The sequence below is a fragment of the Flavobacterium sp. I3-2 genome (genome assembly GCF_013389595.1).
Taxonomy (GTDB): Bacteria; Bacteroidota; Bacteroidia; order Flavobacteriales; family Flavobacteriaceae; genus Flavobacterium.
In genome coordinates this window covers 2,145,397-2,165,229 of record NZ_CP058306.1, presented here as the reverse complement: position 1 = coordinate 2,165,229, position 19,833 = coordinate 2,145,397, and the positions used below count along the sequence as shown (strand labels likewise).

13 protein-coding genes are annotated in these 19,833 nt (G+C 30.4%); 4 read left to right on the top strand and 9 right to left on the bottom strand.

Going from position 1 to position 19,833, the window contains the following annotated elements; all coding sequences use genetic code 11:
• Positions 1–8: 8 nt before the first annotated feature.
• The 3 genes from HW119_RS10150 to HW119_RS10140 all read left to right on the top strand — a co-directional run bounded on the left by HW119_RS10150 (position 9) and on the right by HW119_RS10140 (position 7,046).
• Positions 9–2,876 (top strand): hypothetical protein, encoded by a 2,868-nt coding sequence (locus tag HW119_RS10150; RefSeq protein WP_177764049.1) that lies wholly within the window; start codon positions 9–11, stop codon positions 2,874–2,876.
• Between the two features lie 5 nt (positions 2,877–2,881).
• On the top strand, positions 2,882–6,331 hold the full coding sequence (locus HW119_RS10145) for a DUF6443 domain-containing protein (protein WP_177764047.1): 3,450 nt from the start codon (positions 2,882–2,884) through the stop codon (positions 6,329–6,331).
• Positions 6,332–6,395: 64 nt separating this feature from the next.
• Positions 6,396–7,046 carry an HpaA family protein gene (locus tag HW119_RS10140; RefSeq protein ID WP_218620348.1) on the top strand — a complete coding sequence of 217 codons (651 nt, stop codon included), beginning with the start codon at positions 6,396–6,398 and terminating at the stop codon, positions 7,044–7,046.
• 214 nt (positions 7,047–7,260) lie between these two features.
• Here the strand turns inward: HW119_RS10140 and HW119_RS10135 are convergent, their stop codons facing one another.
• The 7 genes from HW119_RS10135 to HW119_RS10105 all read right to left on the bottom strand — a co-directional run bounded on the left by HW119_RS10135 (position 7,261) and on the right by HW119_RS10105 (position 13,727).
• Positions 7,261–7,740 carry a hypothetical protein gene (locus HW119_RS10135; protein WP_177764043.1) on the bottom strand — a complete coding sequence of 160 codons (480 nt, stop codon included), beginning with the start codon at positions 7,738–7,740 and terminating at the stop codon, positions 7,261–7,263.
• A 10-nt stretch (positions 7,741–7,750) separates the two neighbouring features.
• The gene (locus HW119_RS10130) at positions 7,751–8,338 is read right to left on the bottom strand and encodes an N-acetylmuramoyl-L-alanine amidase (RefSeq protein ID WP_177764041.1); all 588 of its coding nucleotides are present in this window, start codon (positions 8,336–8,338) and stop codon (positions 7,751–7,753) included.
• Positions 8,328–8,786, bottom strand: a complete 459-nt coding sequence (locus HW119_RS10125) for a holin (RefSeq protein ID WP_177764039.1) — start codon at positions 8,784–8,786, stop codon at positions 8,328–8,330. Before HW119_RS10125 ends, HW119_RS10130 begins: the two co-directional genes overlap by 11 nt.
• Before the next feature lie 115 nt (positions 8,787–8,901).
• Positions 8,902–9,405, bottom strand: coding sequence for an HIRAN domain-containing protein (locus HW119_RS10120; RefSeq protein WP_177764037.1), 504 nt, complete (start codon positions 9,403–9,405; stop codon positions 8,902–8,904).
• A 386-nt stretch (positions 9,406–9,791) separates the two neighbouring features.
• On the bottom strand, positions 9,792–12,194 hold the full coding sequence (locus tag HW119_RS10115) for a pyocin knob domain-containing protein (protein WP_177764035.1): 2,403 nt from the start codon (positions 12,192–12,194) through the stop codon (positions 9,792–9,794).
• A gap of 20 nt (positions 12,195–12,214) precedes the next feature.
• Positions 12,215–12,937, bottom strand: coding sequence for a hypothetical protein (locus tag HW119_RS10110; protein ID WP_177764033.1), 723 nt, complete (start codon positions 12,935–12,937; stop codon positions 12,215–12,217).
• Positions 12,938–12,941: 4 nt separating this feature from the next.
• Positions 12,942–13,727, bottom strand: coding sequence for a hypothetical protein (locus tag HW119_RS10105; protein ID WP_177764031.1), 786 nt, complete (start codon positions 13,725–13,727; stop codon positions 12,942–12,944).
• A 158-nt stretch (positions 13,728–13,885) separates the two neighbouring features.
• On the opposite strand from HW119_RS10105, the gene HW119_RS10100 reads away from it, so the two are divergent.
• Positions 13,886–15,559, top strand: coding sequence for a T9SS type A sorting domain-containing protein (locus tag HW119_RS10100; RefSeq protein WP_177764029.1), 1,674 nt, complete (start codon positions 13,886–13,888; stop codon positions 15,557–15,559).
• A gap of 31 nt (positions 15,560–15,590) precedes the next feature.
• Here HW119_RS10100 and HW119_RS10095 read toward each other — a convergent pair whose 3' ends face one another.
• Positions 15,591–17,579, bottom strand: coding sequence for a hypothetical protein (locus HW119_RS10095; protein ID WP_177764027.1), 1,989 nt, complete (start codon positions 17,577–17,579; stop codon positions 15,591–15,593).
• Positions 17,579–19,777 carry a hypothetical protein gene (locus HW119_RS10090; RefSeq protein ID WP_177764025.1) on the bottom strand — a complete coding sequence of 733 codons (2,199 nt, stop codon included), beginning with the start codon at positions 19,775–19,777 and terminating at the stop codon, positions 17,579–17,581. Before HW119_RS10090 ends, HW119_RS10095 begins: the two co-directional genes overlap by 1 nt.
• Positions 19,778–19,833: the final 56 nt, after the last annotated feature.

Genomic DNA, 19,833 nt, shown 5'->3' with positions numbered 1-19,833 from the left:
AACTTGTTATGAAATATATTTTACAAATACTATTACTTCTGTTTGCAATTAATAATTTTGGTCAAACGATGTATGAAGCCCCTCAAAATAATAATCTTGTTTTCAATACTGCTGAATTACCTGTTGAATATTGCTCTGGGATCCCAGATATTGGAATTGAATTATTTAATGTACAAACTGTTGATCCTAATTTTAGTTTAAATTTTAAATTACAATATGATTTATTTTCAAATTCATCTATTTATTATAGTACACAAGAAGTAGGTGATTTTTGGAGGTTATCAATCTCCTCTAAGATTACTAGACGTCATAAATGGCAACATTTACCCTTTTATAATATTGATCTTCCAAAAACCGATGAGATGTATTATGAGGTTACACCAAATAATGTGACTAGAGACGAGCCCGATACATTTATATATGATATTTTTGGATTAACTGGTAAATTTTATTTTAAGAGAGAAAATAACCAGTTTAAAATTGTTATTATAGAACAAAATGATTATGCAAAAATAGAGTTTATTAATACACCTTTAATTGTAGATCAAGACGGTTATACTAAATATAAAATAACTTCATTTACAATAACTGACAAGAATGGGTATAAATACTTTTTTAATACCTATTCCACCTACGATCTAGCGCAAGTTGATACTGAGGGGCGACCTTACTTATATCCTTTTGAATATTATTTGAGTTCCATTCAAAATAGATTTGGAACTACTTTATGTGAATATAATTATGATGGATCTCATAAAATTAGGTTATCGAGTAGAATCGAAAATTATTATTATAAGAGTAGACAAGTTTTACAAGAAATTAAAATTAACAACATTGGTAAAGTAGAACTTGAATTAGAATCCGAAATAAAAAACACAATTACACTAAAAAACACTATAAATCAACAATTAAAACATATCGATTTAAAGTATAATGGATATCAACACATAGCAAGTAATGGTGTATGGAAAAAAAATGCACTTCAATTTGTTGATATATACTCTAAAGATTTGTCCGATAAACAAACTTATTCTTTAGAATATAATTATAATCAATTGATTCCAAATGCAACAATAAATAGATCCGGATTTCTAGTAAGAGAGGATAAATGTCATAATTTTTCACACGCTCATAGAAACTATTTATATTATGATTATGGTGTATTGAGTCGAATCATAAATCCAATGGGTGGATTTACAATTTATGAATTTGAACCAAATGATTTTTACGATAAAACATTTGATGGGAGTAATGATTTAGATCCCATAAATACGGAAAAATATAGAAATAATAATTCAAATAACTTCACCTTTGTTAATGTACCTTTAACACATCAACCCCTAAAAAACAGATACATAGGAAATATTTCTCTAATTAATAATTCAAACTTTAATACAATTTTTGTTAATTATGATGCGCGCTTATATGATTCAGATCCACTTAGACCTAACCTTAATAAGTTTCCTAAATTAAAAGTTCAAACTCTTTTAACTCAATCTTCAACAGGAGCATTATTAAGTAATCTCGATAAAAAAAATGTTATTTGTGATTTAGGTTATAAAATTGATGTAATAAATACCCCATTAGTAGCATTAGAATATGATGCTGGTTATCATCATTTGTACAATTCTTTTACATTAAAAGTGATAAAATATAAACCAGATAATGAGTTACAAAGATTATTATATGGACAAGGTTTAAGAATTAAAAATGTTAAATATTATGATAAGATAGATCCCGATGAAGAGTGGAATCAGGAAGGGATTAGTTTTCCGCCTAGCAAAGAAATTACGTATAATTATAGAAATTTTCTAAACCCAAATGCAAGCAGCGGTGTTTCATTTTATGGCTCTTCACAAGGTGGATTTGTAGTAAGTAGCACAAAAAGTTATTCCGATTTAATTTTTTACGAAAATGTTTCTGTAGAAGTTTCAGGTTTAGGTAAAACAGAATTTACATTTTCTAATCCCCTAAATCAAAAAAGTCATTCAGAAAGAATACTTCCAGATAAAATTGTCAAAAAAGATCAAAACGGAAACATTATTGAGGAAAATATTTTTTCAAGAACTTTTAAAGAATTTAATCCGAGTGCTTCAGGTATAAATAAACAACCAATAAAAACTTACGAAAAAGTAATCAACCGAAATTATGTAAACGGTAATTCAACTCCTTTAGAATTGATTACTGAAAGTAGATTTGATACGATTTCTCGAAATTTGACATCTAAAAAAATCATCAATTCTCTTTTGAACGAAACTTTCGAAGAGCAATATACCTATGTAAAACATAACGATTCTTATTTACCAAAAACTGTAAGTAAGTTTAAAAACGGTATAGCTTTAAATCGTTCTGAAAATTTTTATGCTATTATAAATTGTATTCAAAATAATGTAGTGAATTCATACTATAATTTATCTAACACAAAAGTAGCAAAAGCAAATCTACCGTTGGAAGTCGAAAATGAGTACACCAAATATTCTTGTGCGGGTAAACTCTTAGAATATAAAACTAAAGATGGGGTTTATGTTTCTCAAATTTGGGGATATAATGGAGCTTTTGTAGTTGCAGAATTGCATAATATAAGGTATTCTGAAATTAACCAACAAATATTAACAAACTTAATTTCAGCTAGTAATTTAACTGATCTTAATTACAGTGAAAACAACATACGCAACTTAGTTGATGATTTGCGAACTGCTCATCCGAATGCGAAAATCAAATCATACACATTTAATCCTTTGGTTGGAATGACATCGATGACTGACGTTAACGGTAGAGACGAATTTTATGAATACGATAATTTCAATAGACTTTACCGTATCAAAGACCACAATTCATTGATTTTGAAAGAATATAATTATAACTATAAAAATTAATAATCATGGTAAATAAAATTTATATATATATCGCATTTTTTATAGTTTGTAATTTAGGATTTTCTCAATCTACAGACCAAAATTATATAAAAGAGACAATTTACGCTAACGAGAATAATGTTTCAAACCCAAGTTCCTCTAAAAATATTGTAACTACAACCTATTTAGATGGATTAGGACGAACGATTCAAGTCATAGAACAAAATGCTTCACCCGAAAGTGGAAAAAGTATTATAACCCACGTTGAGTATGAAAAGAACATTGGTAAAATTAAAAACTATTTACCATTTACAAATTCAGGAACTCAATTTGTAGCAGATGCTAAAACAAATACAATTAATTTTCATTCAAATCTTTACGCTTATGAATATATGGGAACAAACAATCCCTATTCTGAAGTTAGATTAGAAAAAAGACCTGATCCTAGAGTTCTTGAAACGGCTGCTCCTGGTAAAGATTGGGCAATGGGAAATGGACATACCATCAAAACAGAATATAATTTTAATGTTGCTAACGAAGTTAAAAAGTATAATATAAGTACAACGTGGGACGCAACAACTGAATCTTTTAAAAATTCCATTTCTGATAATGGATTTTATCCTAAAAGTGCTTTACACAAAACCATTGTAAAAAACGAAAATTGGACTTCAGGTAAAAACAACACAATCGAAGAGTTTAAAGGAGTTGATGGGAAAGTTATTTTAAAACGAACTTATAACAATAATGTCGCACACGACACATATTATGCCTATGATTTTCATGGTAATTTAGCTTTTGTGATTCCTCCTTTGGCAAATGGCGTAGTTACAGAAACTAATCTAAATACCTTATGTTATCGATACATTTATGATAAGAAAAACAGATTAATTGAAAAAAAACTACCTCAAAAAGATTGGGAATACATTGTTTATGACAAAGCAGACCGAATTGTTTTGACAGGACCTGTTTACAGTCCGTTTGGAAATAGTACTAAAGGATGGATATTTAGTAAATATGATGATTTAAGCCGTGTAGTTTATACAGGATTTTATAATGCGAGTACTTTTAGTTCTGCTGAGCGAAAAAATATACAAACTACAGTAAATAATCAAACAGTTGTAAATGAAACTAAACAAACATCTAATATTACTTTAGATGGTATTGCAATTCGCTATTCAAACAATGCATTTCCAACAACATCAACTCACTTATTGAGTATAAATTATTACGATGATTATCTTTATCCAAATGCACCAACTGCATTTCCTTCTATAGAAAGTGTTGCAACCATTCAAAAACCTAAAGGTTTACAAACTGGAAGTTGGATAAGAACTGTTACTACAGATGCAGAACGTAAAGGTGATTTATCTTATACTTTATATAATGCAAAATATCAACCTTTAAGAAGTTATACTATAAACAGTTTTGGCGGTTATATACAAACGGATAATGTAATGTTATTTAATGGCACACCAACCAAGTCAATCACTAAGTATAAAAAGACCTCAAGTGATGGTGAAACTGTGATAACAAATTCGTTTACTTATGATAATCAAAATAGATTATTAACACAAAAACAACAAATTGGAAGTCAACCTCAAGAAACGATACTCTCAAATGTTTATGATCAATTAGGAGTTTTGGTAACCAAAAATGTTGGAGCAACCTCAGGAAACTTACAAAAAGTTGATTATAAATACAATGTTCGTGGTTGGCTTACAACAATAAACAATTATCAATTTGATCCTTTAGACGAAAAAGACTTATTCAGTTTAATAATAAATTACAATAATGATGGATATCACATCTTAGATGACGAGATATTATACAATGGTGGAATTAGCAGCATTCTTTGGCAAACAAAAAATGACAATAAATTAAGAGGTTACACCTTTGATTACGACCATTTAAACAGGCTTACAAATGCACAAACTTTACGTAGTCTTGGTGGCGGTCCAGGAATGAGTAGAAAAACAGAGCACCAAGAAAGTTTAACTTACGACAAGAATGGAAACATTCTTTCATTATACCGTACAGGAGAAGAACCAGATGGACAATTAAATGAAATAGACGAATTGACCTATAGTTATACTGGAAATCGATTGATGAAAGTCACAGATGAAAATGGTAGTCCTGATGGATTTAAAGACGGAACTAATACAGGAGATGATTATGAATATGATGATTTCGGGAACATAACAAAAGATAATAACAAAAATATTTCAAATATTAAGTATAATCATTTAAATTTACCAACTGAGATTACTTTTAATACAGGTAAAATACTTTATACTTATGATGCTTCTGGCTCAAAAGTTAAAAAAGTAGTTCAACCGACAAGTGGTCTGGCACAGACCACCGAATACATTAATGGTTTTCAGTATTTAAACGGGAAATTGCAGTTCTTTCCGCACGCTGAGGGCTATGTGAAGCCAAAAGACGGCGGTGGTTATCTTTACGTATATCAATACAAAGATCACTTAGGAAATGTAAGGCTTAGTTACGCAGATTTAAACGGAGACGGAGAAATTAACCCAGCCGAGGAAATATTAGAAGAGAAAAACTATTATCCTTTTGGTTTACAGCACGACGGATACAACATGGGAGTCAGAGATGAAAGAAGTGTTGAAGCGGAGCAAATTAAATACAACGGTAAAGAATTTGAGGATAGTTTTGGGCTAAATATGTATGAAATGGATCTTCGTCAATACGACCCAGCTATTGGGCGTTGGATAGTTCAAGATCCTGTTGTACATCATGATTTTTCGCCTTATAGTGCGTTTGATAATAATCCTGTTTATTGGGCAGACCCGAGTGGAGCGGATGCCGTACCAATATTGGATGGTGATAAAACAATTGGTTGGTCATTTAGTGGGGATGATTTAGATGATTTTTATAACTATTATAATCAATATACAAATAACAATTTTGAAGCCACATACCAAAATTTCTACGAATTTGTATCGCTTAACGAAAGTGAAGGTGGTGGAGGTCAAGTTGGATTATCCTCTGAATCATTTAATTTTCAAACATTAACAAGTAATTGGCAAGCCGCAGGCGTAACAGGACTTGTCTTATCTGTTACTGATAGACGAGGTAAAATAAAGGAAGTGAAATTTGAGATAGAAGTTGGATTGCCAATAAAACTAAAAGACGGAACTATTATAAGTTCAAATTTAGCAAAAAAAGCAAGTACAATAGCTGCAAATCAAGCTGCAATAGATATCGGAAGTATGGCACAACTATCAAACGGAAAGTTCTATTCTGCTCCGTCATTGGTTCAAAAAGCATTTGCAACTTCTATGCAGGCTCATTTAAATTCTGAAATTAAAAACTTATTAGATTTGTCTAATGATATAAAAATTGGCTCTCGTGTTAATTCACCTATTCAAAGTAATATTTCAACACAACCAGCTGTTTGGAATAAAATAACAATCATTAACCAAATTATTTTAATATTAGATCGCTTCTTTTAAAATGAAACAAATTATTTTTTTTCTATTAAATATTATAATTATTACTAAATCATATAATCAAAATATGGAAAATACTATTCATAAGAAATGGATTGTTTATAATACTGAAATTATAACTGACAAAATTGGCTGGAATGTCGTCATAGATAGTTATATATTAGACTTTGAAGATTCTAAAAAATTATACATTAAAGATATTGGTGAAAAGCAAATTGAATCTATAGAATATTTAATTAAAAAAGATGTAATCTTGAATTCAAATGAGGAAAGAATTTATTTAATAAAAAAATTAGAAGAAAATTTATTAATTTTAGAAGACATAATGAGTAATACATTTGTGTACCTTTATCCATTACAGGAAAATCAACTAAATATTGATTCAGAAAATTTATTTAACTATTTATTAAATAAAGAATGGATGAAAGAAGAAAACTCAATAGTTTTCTTAAATGAAAAATATTTAATTGCCGATGAAATAGAAACTGATTACAAAATTTTTTTTGAAGAAAATAATCAAATTAAAATGAAAAACACAGGATTTTGGCGAATTGATAATTATAAAAGCATTTTTTTAATTGAACTTTATAGTCAAAAATCAAAGCATAAAGCCATTTATCAAATATTGAAACTTGATAAAGATTCATTAATTGCTATTTCAAAAGATAAAAATGGTAATGAATTATTAATTAAATGGAATTCAATTAAAACCAACTAAACAACTCAAGCTGACCGTAAAAAGTCGGCTTGTTTTATTATAAAAACAACTGCTGTTGCACTAAAATGGTTTCGACTTTACAAAGGACGCAGTAGTTTATTATGTTTTACAAAGGTAAAATACCTCAAAGCAACCCAAACAAACAACACTACTACAAAAAATTTTTTAAAATAAAGTAAACCGTACAACAGCGTAGCATTATAAAAGTCGGTGTTTAAAGTTTAAATTTCCTATACAAATAAATAATTCCAGCTACAACACAAATTCCAAACAGAATCCATAAAACAGAACCAAAATCAAAGTCTTTTTCTTTCTTGGATAGTTTTTCGAGTTCATTATATTTTTCTTGTAATTCTGAAAACTTTAATTCTAATTGACTATACTTTTCCGTCAATTCTTTTATGTTTTCCGAGACTTTCTCATCGGTTTTAACCTCAGTGTTGTAATTAGAAAATTCGTGAACTGTACCGTCCTTATCGGTGCGCTTGTAATTGTCTGCTTTCTCTTTTTTTTCTTCAGACTTTTCAATCACGCGTTCGGTGATTGTTTCTTTTTTCTCGTGAGTAATAACGAGCGAATCTCGAAGCGTGGTTACTAATTCATAATGAATTTCCTTTTGGGCTTCTTCTTTTTTAGAGCTACGACAACCTGTCAAGATTATCGCAGCTAAAACTATTAGTAATAAATGTTTCATTTTAATTAAATTAAAGTTTAATGATTTTTTTAATTGCTTCAACATGAGCTTTAGCTATTCTCGAACGCCCATATTCAGACATCAAAATTTTTAGATCTTGAAGATGGTCCATAAAAAAAGATTCTGTAAGCATTGCCGGACAATTTGTATTTTTTAAGATGTAGAAATTAGATTCTTTGTCATCATCACCATCAACTCTATCACTTCGCATTTTTTGTTCAGGAAATTCCTTTTTAAACGCATCAAACATAATCTGTGCGAATTCATCTGATTTGGTTTGACCAACCGAGGTAAAAACCTCGAACCCAGTCCCGCCTCCAGCGTTTGAGTGAACAGAAATCAGACAAGTATGTTTTCCACATTTAGCGTGATGAGCATTCGCACGTTTTACACGCTCAGCAAGCGAAACGTCTTTTAATTCGGGAACGAGAATCACATAATCAATTTGTTCTTTATCTAATGCTTTTGCGATTCGTCTTACAATATCACGGTTAAATTCATATTCAAACAGTTGAGAACCATCTTGTAATATAGGCGAACGTTTCCCAGCGGTTTCAATACCATGCCCGTTATCAAGTAGAATTAATCTATTTTTCATTTTCTTCATTTTTTAAATTTCTTAATTCATCAATCAATTCTCTATTTTCACGAATGAAATTGATGATGTCAATCGGATTGTTTTTTATAGCATAACGAAACTTCTCATCTGCTTTTTCTCGCACGGATTTCCATTCAGTATAAACCAAAACAATAGCTCCAAAAATTGATAACAAAGGCAATGCAGGAAAACTTAAATATGCCCAAATCGGATTTAAGACATCAATAAAAAGCATAAACATCATAAAGGCTAGATATTGAACAACCTTTTCGGATGTTTTACGCAAACCGTAAGAATGCGTTTTGAAAACACCAAGCTCTCTACTTTTTTTAATTCCAAAATGTAAATCGATTCCGATTGATGCAACTACGATTATCCAAGCCAACACCACAACGGCCAGCTGCATTACGATAGCATCGTAATTTTTGTTTAAAATTTCTATTATCATTTCATTGATTATTAATCTGTTTTATCTAAAATAGATTTTAAAGACTTTTTTATTTGCTTTTTAAACGTTGAGTTATTGACCAACAAAAAAGCCACCCATTAGGGTGGCTTTAATATTACATGAAAGGCATTTGTACTAAAACAAAGTAATCATTCTCGTAATTCATTATTTTATCTACATAGCAAATTTTATAACCTTTAGTATACAGGTGTTTAACTTGTAATGCACTTTCTTTGTCCACATATCCTATTTTCTCAGAATTATACGAGACAATCATTGCGTTTTTATCATGTCTATTGTCAGGTTCTGGCTTAACTTCTAAACGTGTACCTAGAGTAATAGAATGCTCATCTAACAATTTTTTAGCATTGGTATTATACATACCTTTAATTGGAAATTCTATTTCAGCATATGTATCATAATTTTTATTTAAGTTTTCTAAAACTTTTTTATCCTTTAAATAGAATTGATTTTTATGCTCATTTCTGTATTTAATCAATCCAACAATACCAGCCGAGATTAAAAAAAAAGAAATCAAATTCAATACCCACTGGTCAATAAAAAACAAGCAAAGCATTCCTGTAAAAATGGACAGAGCGCTTATTATTTTTACTTTCATAAAATATTATTTTGGTTAATTCGCTAAATCTACAAAAAAAGTAAAAAAAAAGCTACTCAATTGAGTAGCTTTCCCTCTTTTAATCAACTTGTAGATAATGCGTATTAACAGTGAATTGTTCTACGAAAACAATCAAATTTAGTAATATAATTTACATAAACAAATTATATTATGTTAAAATTTATTATTTTACCAATTCACAAAAGATCCCACTTACTCGTATAAAACACTATACTTTCATGGTTTTTACTATCGCAAATCAGGTTCCAACCGTAATAAGTCCCAAATAACGGATCTACTTTTTCAATTCTAACGCGTGCGACTTCAAACAAACCATTAAATAAGGACATAAAAAAACCTAGCGATTAGGCTAGGTTTAATCATTTTTACATATTCAAACACTCAAATGCAGCATAGAAAGTAGTAACTGAACGACTCCTAAGAGTCAATCTAAATGGTTGTTTTATTGAAAAATCTTCAAAATCTACAATCATTTTATTAGTTGCTGTCGAGTAAATATCAGTAGAAGTCATTTTGATATGCGGAATTACATCTCTGATCTCTGATTGCAATCTATTAATAATCAATTGCGGTAAATCAAACAACTTAACTATTGAATTTCCAGTTACAACATCAGTATCAGCAATTGATGAGTTCTTCAACGTAACAGAAACAATTAACGTTCTATTACGTCTATATGTTACTGCATTTTCAACAGTAACCTCTGGAATTGATGTTAAAACATCTGTAAACTCAGAAGAAATAACTAACGGAATAACACGTCCTGTATTTTGAAAATTATCAATCTTCAACTTCTCTTTAATTACATCGGTCTGTAGAGTAGTTAAGGTATCTTGAAGGTTATCAAGATTCTTGTCTGCTTTTTGACCTAACTGTCGAATCGAAACTGAGTGACTATCTTCGAAACCATCTGCAATAGTAATAGGCTTGTTAAACATCCAATCTTCCATTGCTGTTTTACTACCGTAAATTTCTTGATCACCACTAGTTCTAACTGCTTCTTCAGTCACCTTATTCCAAGTAAGTTGTTCAGCTGTTGTAAGTAATTGATAGCCTTGAGCAAATGCTACGTCAAATGTTCCTGTATCGGTTATTGACATTGTACCAGCAACAAGACCTTCAGGTAATGTGATAGAAACCGAATTTACCGTTCCAGCACCAACTTTATTTCTGAATGTCGATTTTTCTGTTGGATTTAAATCAGAAGCTACATTCGATAAACGAATATTTGACTTTCCATCCAAAGCGCTTGACAAACTCGGAATATCAGCTATTTCAAGAGTAATTACACCTTGACTGTTCGGAACTTTTCCGTTAACCTCTTTAACAACACCAACTAAAAGAGTATTCAACGGAACTGAAACCGTTGTGTTATCCTCGAAGGTAAAAACAAGATTGTTTCCATCTAAAGAAGCGTTCTTAATTAAACTTTCGATTGGTAAATCAACCTCAATATTTGGTGCATTTTGCTTAAAAAATGTGATTTTATGGTTCGAACTGTTGTAAGTTACATTATTCACAAAACCGTTCAAATCTTCGATATCTAACTTTGGAGCTAGTAAATCGTTAACTTGGTTTTTGGTATAGGTTTGAGAGATTAAAGCAAAGTTTGAATTTGCCCACGAGCGTAATGCCACAACATCTATAGGTGCATTTACAACATTTAATTTGTCAGATGTATCTAAACTATTCGCTTTGATTGTTGAATCAATAATATTAGAGTTGACAGCCTTTATCGCAAAATATCCATATTGACCTCTTGTTTCTACAGCAATATATCCAGTAAGATCATCTTCATAATAGATAACCTTAATACCTTGATCCGAAGAAACAGCTCTGATATCACTGCCGTAACGCCCAGTAATTGTTAAATTAAGCGGAACTAAATCTGAAAAATTCTCTCTTCCTTTAATCTCTATTAAATATCGAGTATTAGCAGAAAAAATCTTATTAGTTAATTTAAAAATTATAAATTTATTTTCACCGATTGATAGAAAATACTCAGAAGCTGTATTAACACTTGTCGAAAATTTATCTAAAAGTCTCATTTCTCCAGATTGAGAAACTTGTCTTCCTAAATTCACCATTTTATTTGCTCCTTCATATGGAATCCAATCTTTTATATCTGACGATAGGGCTGTAGTTTTCCATGCTGACCAAGAAGCACCTCCCCAATTTCTTATATAAATTTTATTAAGACTGTGGTCTGTAATTCTTTGAAAAACCTTTCCTGCACCATATCCAATAACCTCAAGTGAAAACGCCATTACAGTTGGACAATTTGTTAAACTCGCTGCTACTACATTTGTAGAACATATGAAAATCCCTGTCGTTGTGTTGAAGATATTTAAATCAGAATTGATTAGTATATCACCTTTAATCATCATCTGACTAGATATCGAGGCAACATATACTGGGTCGGTCTCAGTTTTTAAATAACCAGCCTGAGCATGATTTCCCCAACCTTGAGCTTCTACTCCCTTAGCTATATCATTCTTAACATCTTGTCCAAGCTCGTGGGTATGTCCCGTTTCATTTTTTTGATTGGTCGATGTTTTTGTGATGGTTTCAGGTTTAACTTCAAACGCTTCCGCAAGATTTAAATCCTCAATAATTTGAGCACCTGTTCGCTTTTTAAGTTCTTTTGTCTCTTCATCGTAAATTACGATAGAACCAGCACCATTTTCAACTTCTTTGATTTTTACCGAACCCGAAACTTCGAGATCGCCATTTACATAATGAATCGGTTTTAGAATTTCTTCTGGCATAATTTATTGTTTTAATTTGATTATAAAATTTTGAAAATATCCACCTGATAATCGTTCTTTCTTGGCGGCTCTTTAAGTGAAATAATTATTGTTTTTTCATCGATTGGTTTCGATGCGCAATGAACTTTAATTCCATCGCTGAGTCGTGTAATCCGAATCAGAACATCAATTGAATTAAGCTGATGTGGAATCTCAAAAAAAGTACTATTATCATCTCCAATGATTACCGTTTCTTTCCCTGATTTCGAATCTACATAAGCCTTGTCAACCAAACTTCTAGCGGTGTAACTCGCCGAAAAATCAGATTGATAATTCAGAACATTATTTACAATACCACCTTCTTTACTCAAAAAATCAGATGGATTTAAATTAAGGGTATTCCAGATATAACCGACATCTCCATTTCGCAATCGAATCATCAGATTATTAGCATCTTCATTCAAAACAAACAAATGGCGAATCAAATCCTCATTACCATATTCTATGGTATCTCTTGAAGCTAAAACTCGCAAAATCCGATTATTTCGAGCCAGCAAATCCGACATCAACGCATCAATGAACCAAGCACCTCCTTCCGTGTTACTTCCGTTTTTATTTGCCTTATTATTAACATCAAAAACAGAAGGGATTGCTGGAATAGTTGGGTTCTTTGGATCTGTTTGATCGACTGAAGGTCCTGAAACGGAATTAACTATAACACCATCGATTTGTTCTTGTGAGATTTTACTTGTTTCATGTCCCATAGAATCAATATTTATAGTTCACCGTAATTTTCATCCCTACTTTAAATTCATATTCGATTGTTTTTTTGTCGATAACAATAAAATTATCCGATACATTAATTCCATCAGGATTTAGCAATACTCCATTACAAAAAGTGAATAGGAATTCATTTTCTGATGGAATATTTTTTAATTCAAAAACAACTTTTTCAGTTTCTAAATGTTCTTTTTCAATTCGATAAACTTCAGATTGTGGCTTTAATGGTGTAATCGCACAAAAATCATAGATACTTATTTCACATCTATTTCTTTTTAATGAATATTTAAAACTCAAAATTTCATTAGGTTTAATGTTGTAATCAGAACCATTTGACAGAAAGAAAGGAATTGTCACTTCTGGATCACTAAGAAGATTATGTTTTAGAGTTATTAATTCTGAACTATCATTTCTTAGAAATCCATTCAAGCCATCGATTGGCTCCCCGTTTTTAAAACCTCTTATGTAAGGAATTGTACTCCAAGAATTCCTATTTACACTTAAATTAAATGAGGCATTATCTTTATTTAAAATAACGCTAGATGTAGGTAAAAGATCAACATCTCTCCAAGCGTCAGAAATCGTATTAGGTGAGTCTGGATTTTGAGATGGTAATAAAATTTTGCCTGTTTCACTTCCGTTACTAGCCGCAACAAAAATTTGTTCGCCCGAAATATCAGATAACTCATGTATTTTTTTTGAAGATGATCGAATTGAATTTACCGCCCTTGTAAGTTCTTCAACTTTTTTTATTAATATATCTATAACTGACATAAAAAAGAGATTTAATCTAATATCATTAAATCTCTTTCGTTATTAAAGAAAACATAGATTGAGTTATTGACCAATAAAAAACAAATTTTTTATGTTAAAAAACAACAATTACAAAATATTTTATTATTTTAGTCAAATAACAACTAAAATTTTACATTATGATTAAAAAATTACTTGTGCTTTTAGCACTTGGGCAATTCTATTCGGCAAGCTCGCAGGTAATAGAAGATTTTGAAAACGGTCCAAATATCATTCCTGTTTCTGACTTTAGAAATCAAAACAATCAAGTTTTTAGTATTGTTAATTGCAATATTTCCCCCCAGTTTGGAATGCCGATTTTTCCAACTCCTGGAGTAAATTTAAATAACGAAAAAGCAACAATTGTAGTTGATGGTACCAATGAACCAATACTAGCACAATATAATATTTTTCAGAATGTTGTTAGTTCAAATGGAAATAAGTATGCATTACGCCTAAATGATATTGATACTCCGGGACAAGATATAACATCATACAAAAAAAAATTTAAAGCTAAAGAACCATATTTGAGTTTTGAATATTTATCAGTATTAGATTCAGATTTTAATGGACATGGAATTGATAGACAACCATTTTTCACGGCTAGACTTTTAGATATTAATCAAAATATTATACCTAATACGCAATTTTGCTTAATAGCTGAACCTAACGACCCTTTGTTGATAAATCAAAACGGACATCTATTTTTTACTAAAGGATGGTACTGTCATACTATAAATATTCCTAATCAATATATAGGTCAAACAATTTTTGTAGAATTTATAGCTGCTGACTGTGGTAAAGGCGGAGACAAAGGTGTAACGTATATAGATAATATTGTAAATAAAAATACTTGTGAAGAACCACCTTATGGCTCTATTGCATTAGATTATCAGGAGTATCCTTGCCCTGATGAAAAATTTAAGGTTTGTGGAACATATTCAATGCCTTGGGGGACACAACTAGATTCAATATTCTTAGAAATTAAACAAAATGGTATCGTAGTTAATACCTTAGATGCAAATTCATTAATACATTTCGCTAACGGAACATTTTGTTTTATAGTTTCCCCTAATGATTTTGGAAATCTATCGGGCAATTTTGAATTTAATGTAATTGCAAATTTTATAGCTGGTAACGGATTTGTTTATACTTTATCATATGAATCTACATTTGATGGACCTGATGTAAAATGTGAAGAGGTTGAATGCCAGCCAATGCAAACATATATCGATTTTGATAATGATACTATTTCTTGGAATAGTACAGATGGACCATTTGAATTTGAAGCTATTGGTGATTTAGTTTGCTGCCCAGGAAGAATACCTCATTACTCTGGAAATGGAATCACAGGTATTGTATTCAATTATACTACAAATCAAAATTCAATTTCATTCTATGATCTTATTGGAGTAGTTGGAGCTAAATGTTTGAAGTTTAGAATGAGATCGCAATGCTCTGAATGGACTGATTGGTGTTGTATCACATCTGATGGCCCAGGTCCTAATGATGGACAATATGAAATTACAACTCCTGGGTTATCATTCCATTGCGAAAATGTATTAGTAATGCCAATCATGCCACAAAATAGACCAATAATTGCTGTACATCCAAATCCAACAAGTAGTAAATTGACTATAAATAATTCTACAAGTAAAACTTTCATTATCTACAACTATCAACAAAAAGAAGTTTTCAGAAAATCTATTTCTGAAATTGAAGAAGTAGTTGAACTTAATTTAGACAATCTTGAAAAAGGAATTTACATTCTTAAACTTGACGATGGAAGTGATTATAAAATTATAAAAGAATAATTTTTAGAAAAGGAGCAGAATTGCTCCTTTTTTAATACCCTACAAATCCATCTAAATTATTTTCAATCAATCCAGGAATATTTGTAACTGGATTTTCAATTATAATTTCATTTGAATTCATGTTAGAATTAAACATGAAGCCATTCTTTATTAATTGTGCTGTAACCTTATATAAATTTGAACTACCTAATGTTTCTTTGGTGAATTCTGCGTTTTTCGAATACCCTACTCCGTCAATGAAAATTGTATCAACAGACAGAGCTATTTTTACTTTTCGCCAAAGTTCAAGGGGTAATGGCATAAAGTCAAATTCAGTTATTTCATAGATTTTTGAACCTAATAAATAAGTATTTGTGTCTGTATTGTAGTTTTCACTAGAATCTGAATCAACGGCTTTAATTTTATTATATGGGATTCTTAACAAATGCTGAATATCTGTTGAATAAATCACATTTGTATTTGTTGAATTTTGATAACGTATCTCAATATGATTTTCTAAATTTACATAAGATCTAATTACTTCTGAAGTCCAATTGTATTCACCAAAATTAGGATCGGTATTTCTAATTTCAATTTGAATTTTTGAATTTGAAAAATAACTAAAATCTAAATCAAATTCATATACTTCATATTCTTGAATATTATAAATACAAGAAGCCACAACTTCTTCTTCTAAATTTGACATAAAGCCATCAAATATCAAAACTTCAGCATTTACATTTTCATCAAAACCAATTGAATTGATTTGATAAAAAGCACCATCTATATTGATGAAATTTCCAAGTTTAGCCCAGATAGGCAGCGACCCGTTTAATGTATAGTTTTGTTCTGGTGTGTTTGTATCGTAATTTAAGATACTTCCTGATTCAAAGTAAACTCCAAATTGAAAATTAGATATTTTATATTTTTTAACACCTGACATTTTCTGCTTAAGTCCAATGTTATTTGTCTTTTTGGTTACAACTAATTGAGATATTTCATTTGAATTTAAATCTCTAACAAAAATATCAATATTTTGAAAGTTTGATTTAAACTGAGTAGTAACAACATCATTATTCAAAAAATTTTGTTCAAAACAATAATTAATAGCGTTAAAACTTTGATTAAAAAATTGATTTTCGTCATTTAAATAGTCGCTATCAGGTTCTTTAAATCTGAACGAATTTTCTTTTGAAATAAACACATAAGGTTTAGTTCCAAAACTATTTTCTAAAACAGTAAATGTTTTGCTTTTCAAACATCCTAACTGGTCTTTTATATATAAGGTATAACTTCCGACATCAAGCCCGCTAAAAACATTCGAATCTTGCCAATTAATGTTATCTAAAGAAAATTGAAGAGTTAATCCACTAAAATTTTGAGTTGTTGCTGTTGCTGTTGCGCCAAACGGTGAGTTAAAAACAGATATTTGTGGCTCATTTAATAAGGGAGGTATATTTATATTTATTGTTCTTGATACATTATTTCGTATCGCTTTAAATGCAATTTGTGAACCTCTTATTGATGTAAACTCAACAATTGCGCTATTAACGGCTGTACAAGATAAACTTCTACAATACGATGTCATTGCAATAGAAGTTCGGACTCTAACTTTAACCTGTGAACATGGGACAACTTCTGCCTTTAAAAATGTAATAGATAAAATTTCGAATACTTCAATTGGTGTAACAATGATTTGACTTTCAAAAATAGGGAGTCTTGTTTCTGGATTAAATGAAATTATATCTGAAATCACTAATTTTGGATCAAGCACTCCAATTTTCACTTTTGAACCTTCTAAAACTTCTGCTTTAAAAACAAGAGGTAAATCTAAGTTTATCGCTCTTGTTAAATTTATCATTGTAAGCTCTGGCTTTTCTGAAATAGTTACAGAATTCGGTTTTACTCTGTTTTTTACAAAATAAAATTCATGAGCTGTTCTCTTTTCAGAATTAGGGTCTGTAAGTAGAATCTGAAGATAACTATTTTCAACGATTGAATCAATCGGATTTAATAATAATTCTGTAAGTTGTTCGTCCATTATTTGTAATATTTTAAAAGCTCCCATTGTCCAACTCCATTTGGTTTTAAAGACAATAAATAACCTTTTTCAATTTCATTATTCTCGTTTATAAATTCTATTAGTCCATAAACATTTAAAATTTCTTCTCCAAAAATCACAGTTTTACCTTCAATTTGTTTCATAATAGTGTCTGAACAAATGTGTTCAAACTTTATAATTTCTGGAACAAATCGTGGACGTTCTAACTTGGAATTTAGTATACTTCCGTTTTCTTTTTGAACTGTTTTTAAATTACTATTTCCTGAACTGCTGGAATATTTTATTTTATCAGTCGGATATTTTGTTAATCCTCCTCCAAAACACCAAGAATGTCGCATTAAACTATTGAAAGGTGTAATCCTTAAATTAAATGCAGTTTCTGGCGAATAAATTCCAGTTGGTTGATTCTGAAAATCATCTTGCCATAAACGTACAGTATAATTATTTGTGAGTCCTATCGGTTTCGCATCTATAAAATAAACATTTTGATCATAATCAGTGTCTTCTGTTGCATAGTTTGAAAAAGGTTTTCTCCTAGCAAATTCAATACCCGTTGAATCTCCATTGTATTTTGAAAGCGCATTATAAACATTGGTTAAACGATGAATACAAGTCGTGTAACTATTTTTTAAATTATATTCATCAAGACCTTGAGCTTCTTCGTAATTACCACCTTTTTCAAATCCAATATCTATAGCACTATAATATCGTGAACTATCAACTGACCGCTCAACATTCTTTACTTGATAAGGTAGTCTTATAGTTGTGTTTCTGCTATAGAAATATTTTAAATCTTCAATAACAATCACTTCCCTTTGTCCGTTTCTCTGAATCCCCATTCCTAGATTAGCAACAGCAGAAAAAGAAGTCATAAAGTCTTTAAACGATGTCGTTAAAGGCTTGTATCTGTTATCTTCCTCATTCTCATTTTGTTCTAAGTCTTTATCAAAACCACGAATCCAAAAACCATGTGTGACAAGTAAGTTTCTGAATATTCCGGAAGAAAGAATTTTAGATTTTAAAACATTCTTTCTGTTTGTAGCAATTTCAATTAATCGTTCCGCTAAATGAAAAGGTCTAACTGCTTTTGTAATGGTTTTATCAAAGTGTGAATCTTCAGTTATAATTATTTTACCTTCTGTAAACTTATACCAAAAATCAGCCTTAACCACTCCAGTTCCTCCACCACTTCTTAAATCAGCATGTAGTAACACTTCAATTCCTAAGCTTTGATTTATGTCTAACTGAATTGTTTGATAGATGTTGATAGACTGAATTCCGCCATAATTTCCACCATAAATTGGTGGATTAGTATATCCAGAGTCAGCTCGCCACAATTCAATTCTTTGTGCTATATTATAATTTGAACCGTCACTACATTTAATCAATGAAATTGTAGCTCTCCCCCAATCTACAGATTTATAAATGGAATAACATTGAAAAAGCAAGTTTGTAATTGAAATTTCAAACTCTCTTGGTCGATTTACGGGACGAATTAACATCATAGTTGTTGTAGCGTTAGAAACACCTCCTGTTTGCCCAGTGTATGTATTTTCTGCTTCCTCATGAGATTGCTTAATTAATTTTAAAGGAATAGAATCAGAAATACTTCTTGTATTACCATCCTTACTTTCGACCTTTAATTCTTGGTAGTAATTCATTGAATCAACTTCCCATTTTGATTCAAGAAAAATTCGTCTTCCTGCAAGTTCTAACTCAACTGTTTGCAATGCATCGATTGGTTTCTCGTCAATCGTATCGATGCGATCAATTTCAACCTCATTTCCTTCTCGAGTTTTCAAAATACTTTCTAATCCACCAGAATTAAACTTGCACGAAACTTGGTTATTTTCTAATTCAAAAGTTGATAAATCAAGATAACCGTTATAGGATTGCTCCCAAATATCTGTAATTGAATTTTTTGTTTCTTTAACCAAACGTAAATCTGCATTGATTCCTAAAGTATCATAAACTAGCTTTATAAAATCTTTCGCATCTTTAGTAAACTTTAAGCTATTTGAAAGTGTGGTAAAAATCCCGTGATAGGTTTTATTTCGTGAGAATTCTTTTTCGTCCTCATCCCAACCTATCGGATCAGTTATTTGTATTGTTCCGTAAGTATTGTTATGCAGCGTATAACGAACCCTATCGCTATATTCAGTTAATATATTTGCCATTATAAAAAAGATACTTTTATCTAATTTATTGTTTAAGAATTAATCTATTAGTTAAT

What these genes read in the sequence shown, in the direction of transcription:
- HW119_RS10150 (WP_177764049.1), top strand. Translation starts at nt 9, where the DNA reads ATGAAATATATTTTACAAATACTATTACTTCTGTTTGCAATTAATAAT.
- HW119_RS10145 (WP_177764047.1), top strand. Translation starts at nt 2,882, where the DNA reads ATGGTAAATAAAATTTATATATATATCGCATTTTTTATAGTTTGTAAT.
- HW119_RS10140 (WP_218620348.1), top strand. Translation starts at nt 6,396, where the DNA reads ATGGAAAATACTATTCATAAGAAATGGATTGTTTATAATACTGAAATT.
- HW119_RS10135 (WP_177764043.1), bottom strand. Translation starts at nt 7,740, where the DNA reads ATGAAACATTTATTACTAATAGTTTTAGCTGCGATAATCTTGACAGGT.
- HW119_RS10130 (WP_177764041.1), bottom strand. Translation starts at nt 8,338, where the DNA reads ATGAAAAATAGATTAATTCTACTTGATAACGGGCATGGTATTGAAACC.
- HW119_RS10125 (WP_177764039.1), bottom strand. Translation starts at nt 8,786, where the DNA reads ATGATAATAGAAATTTTAAACAAAAATTACGATGCTATCGTAATGCAG.
- HW119_RS10120 (WP_177764037.1), bottom strand. Translation starts at nt 9,405, where the DNA reads ATGAAAGTAAAAATAATAAGCGCTCTGTCCATTTTTACAGGAATGCTT.
- HW119_RS10115 (WP_177764035.1), bottom strand. Translation starts at nt 12,194, where the DNA reads ATGCCAGAAGAAATTCTAAAACCGATTCATTATGTAAATGGCGATCTC.
- HW119_RS10110 (WP_177764033.1), bottom strand. Translation starts at nt 12,937, where the DNA reads ATGGGACATGAAACAAGTAAAATCTCACAAGAACAAATCGATGGTGTT.
- HW119_RS10105 (WP_177764031.1), bottom strand. Translation starts at nt 13,727, where the DNA reads ATGTCAGTTATAGATATATTAATAAAAAAAGTTGAAGAACTTACAAGG.
- HW119_RS10100 (WP_177764029.1), top strand. Translation starts at nt 13,886, where the DNA reads ATGATTAAAAAATTACTTGTGCTTTTAGCACTTGGGCAATTCTATTCG.
- HW119_RS10095 (WP_177764027.1), bottom strand. Translation starts at nt 17,579, where the DNA reads ATGGACGAACAACTTACAGAATTATTATTAAATCCGATTGATTCAATC.
- HW119_RS10090 (WP_177764025.1), bottom strand. Translation starts at nt 19,777, where the DNA reads ATGGCAAATATATTAACTGAATATAGCGATAGGGTTCGTTATACGCTG.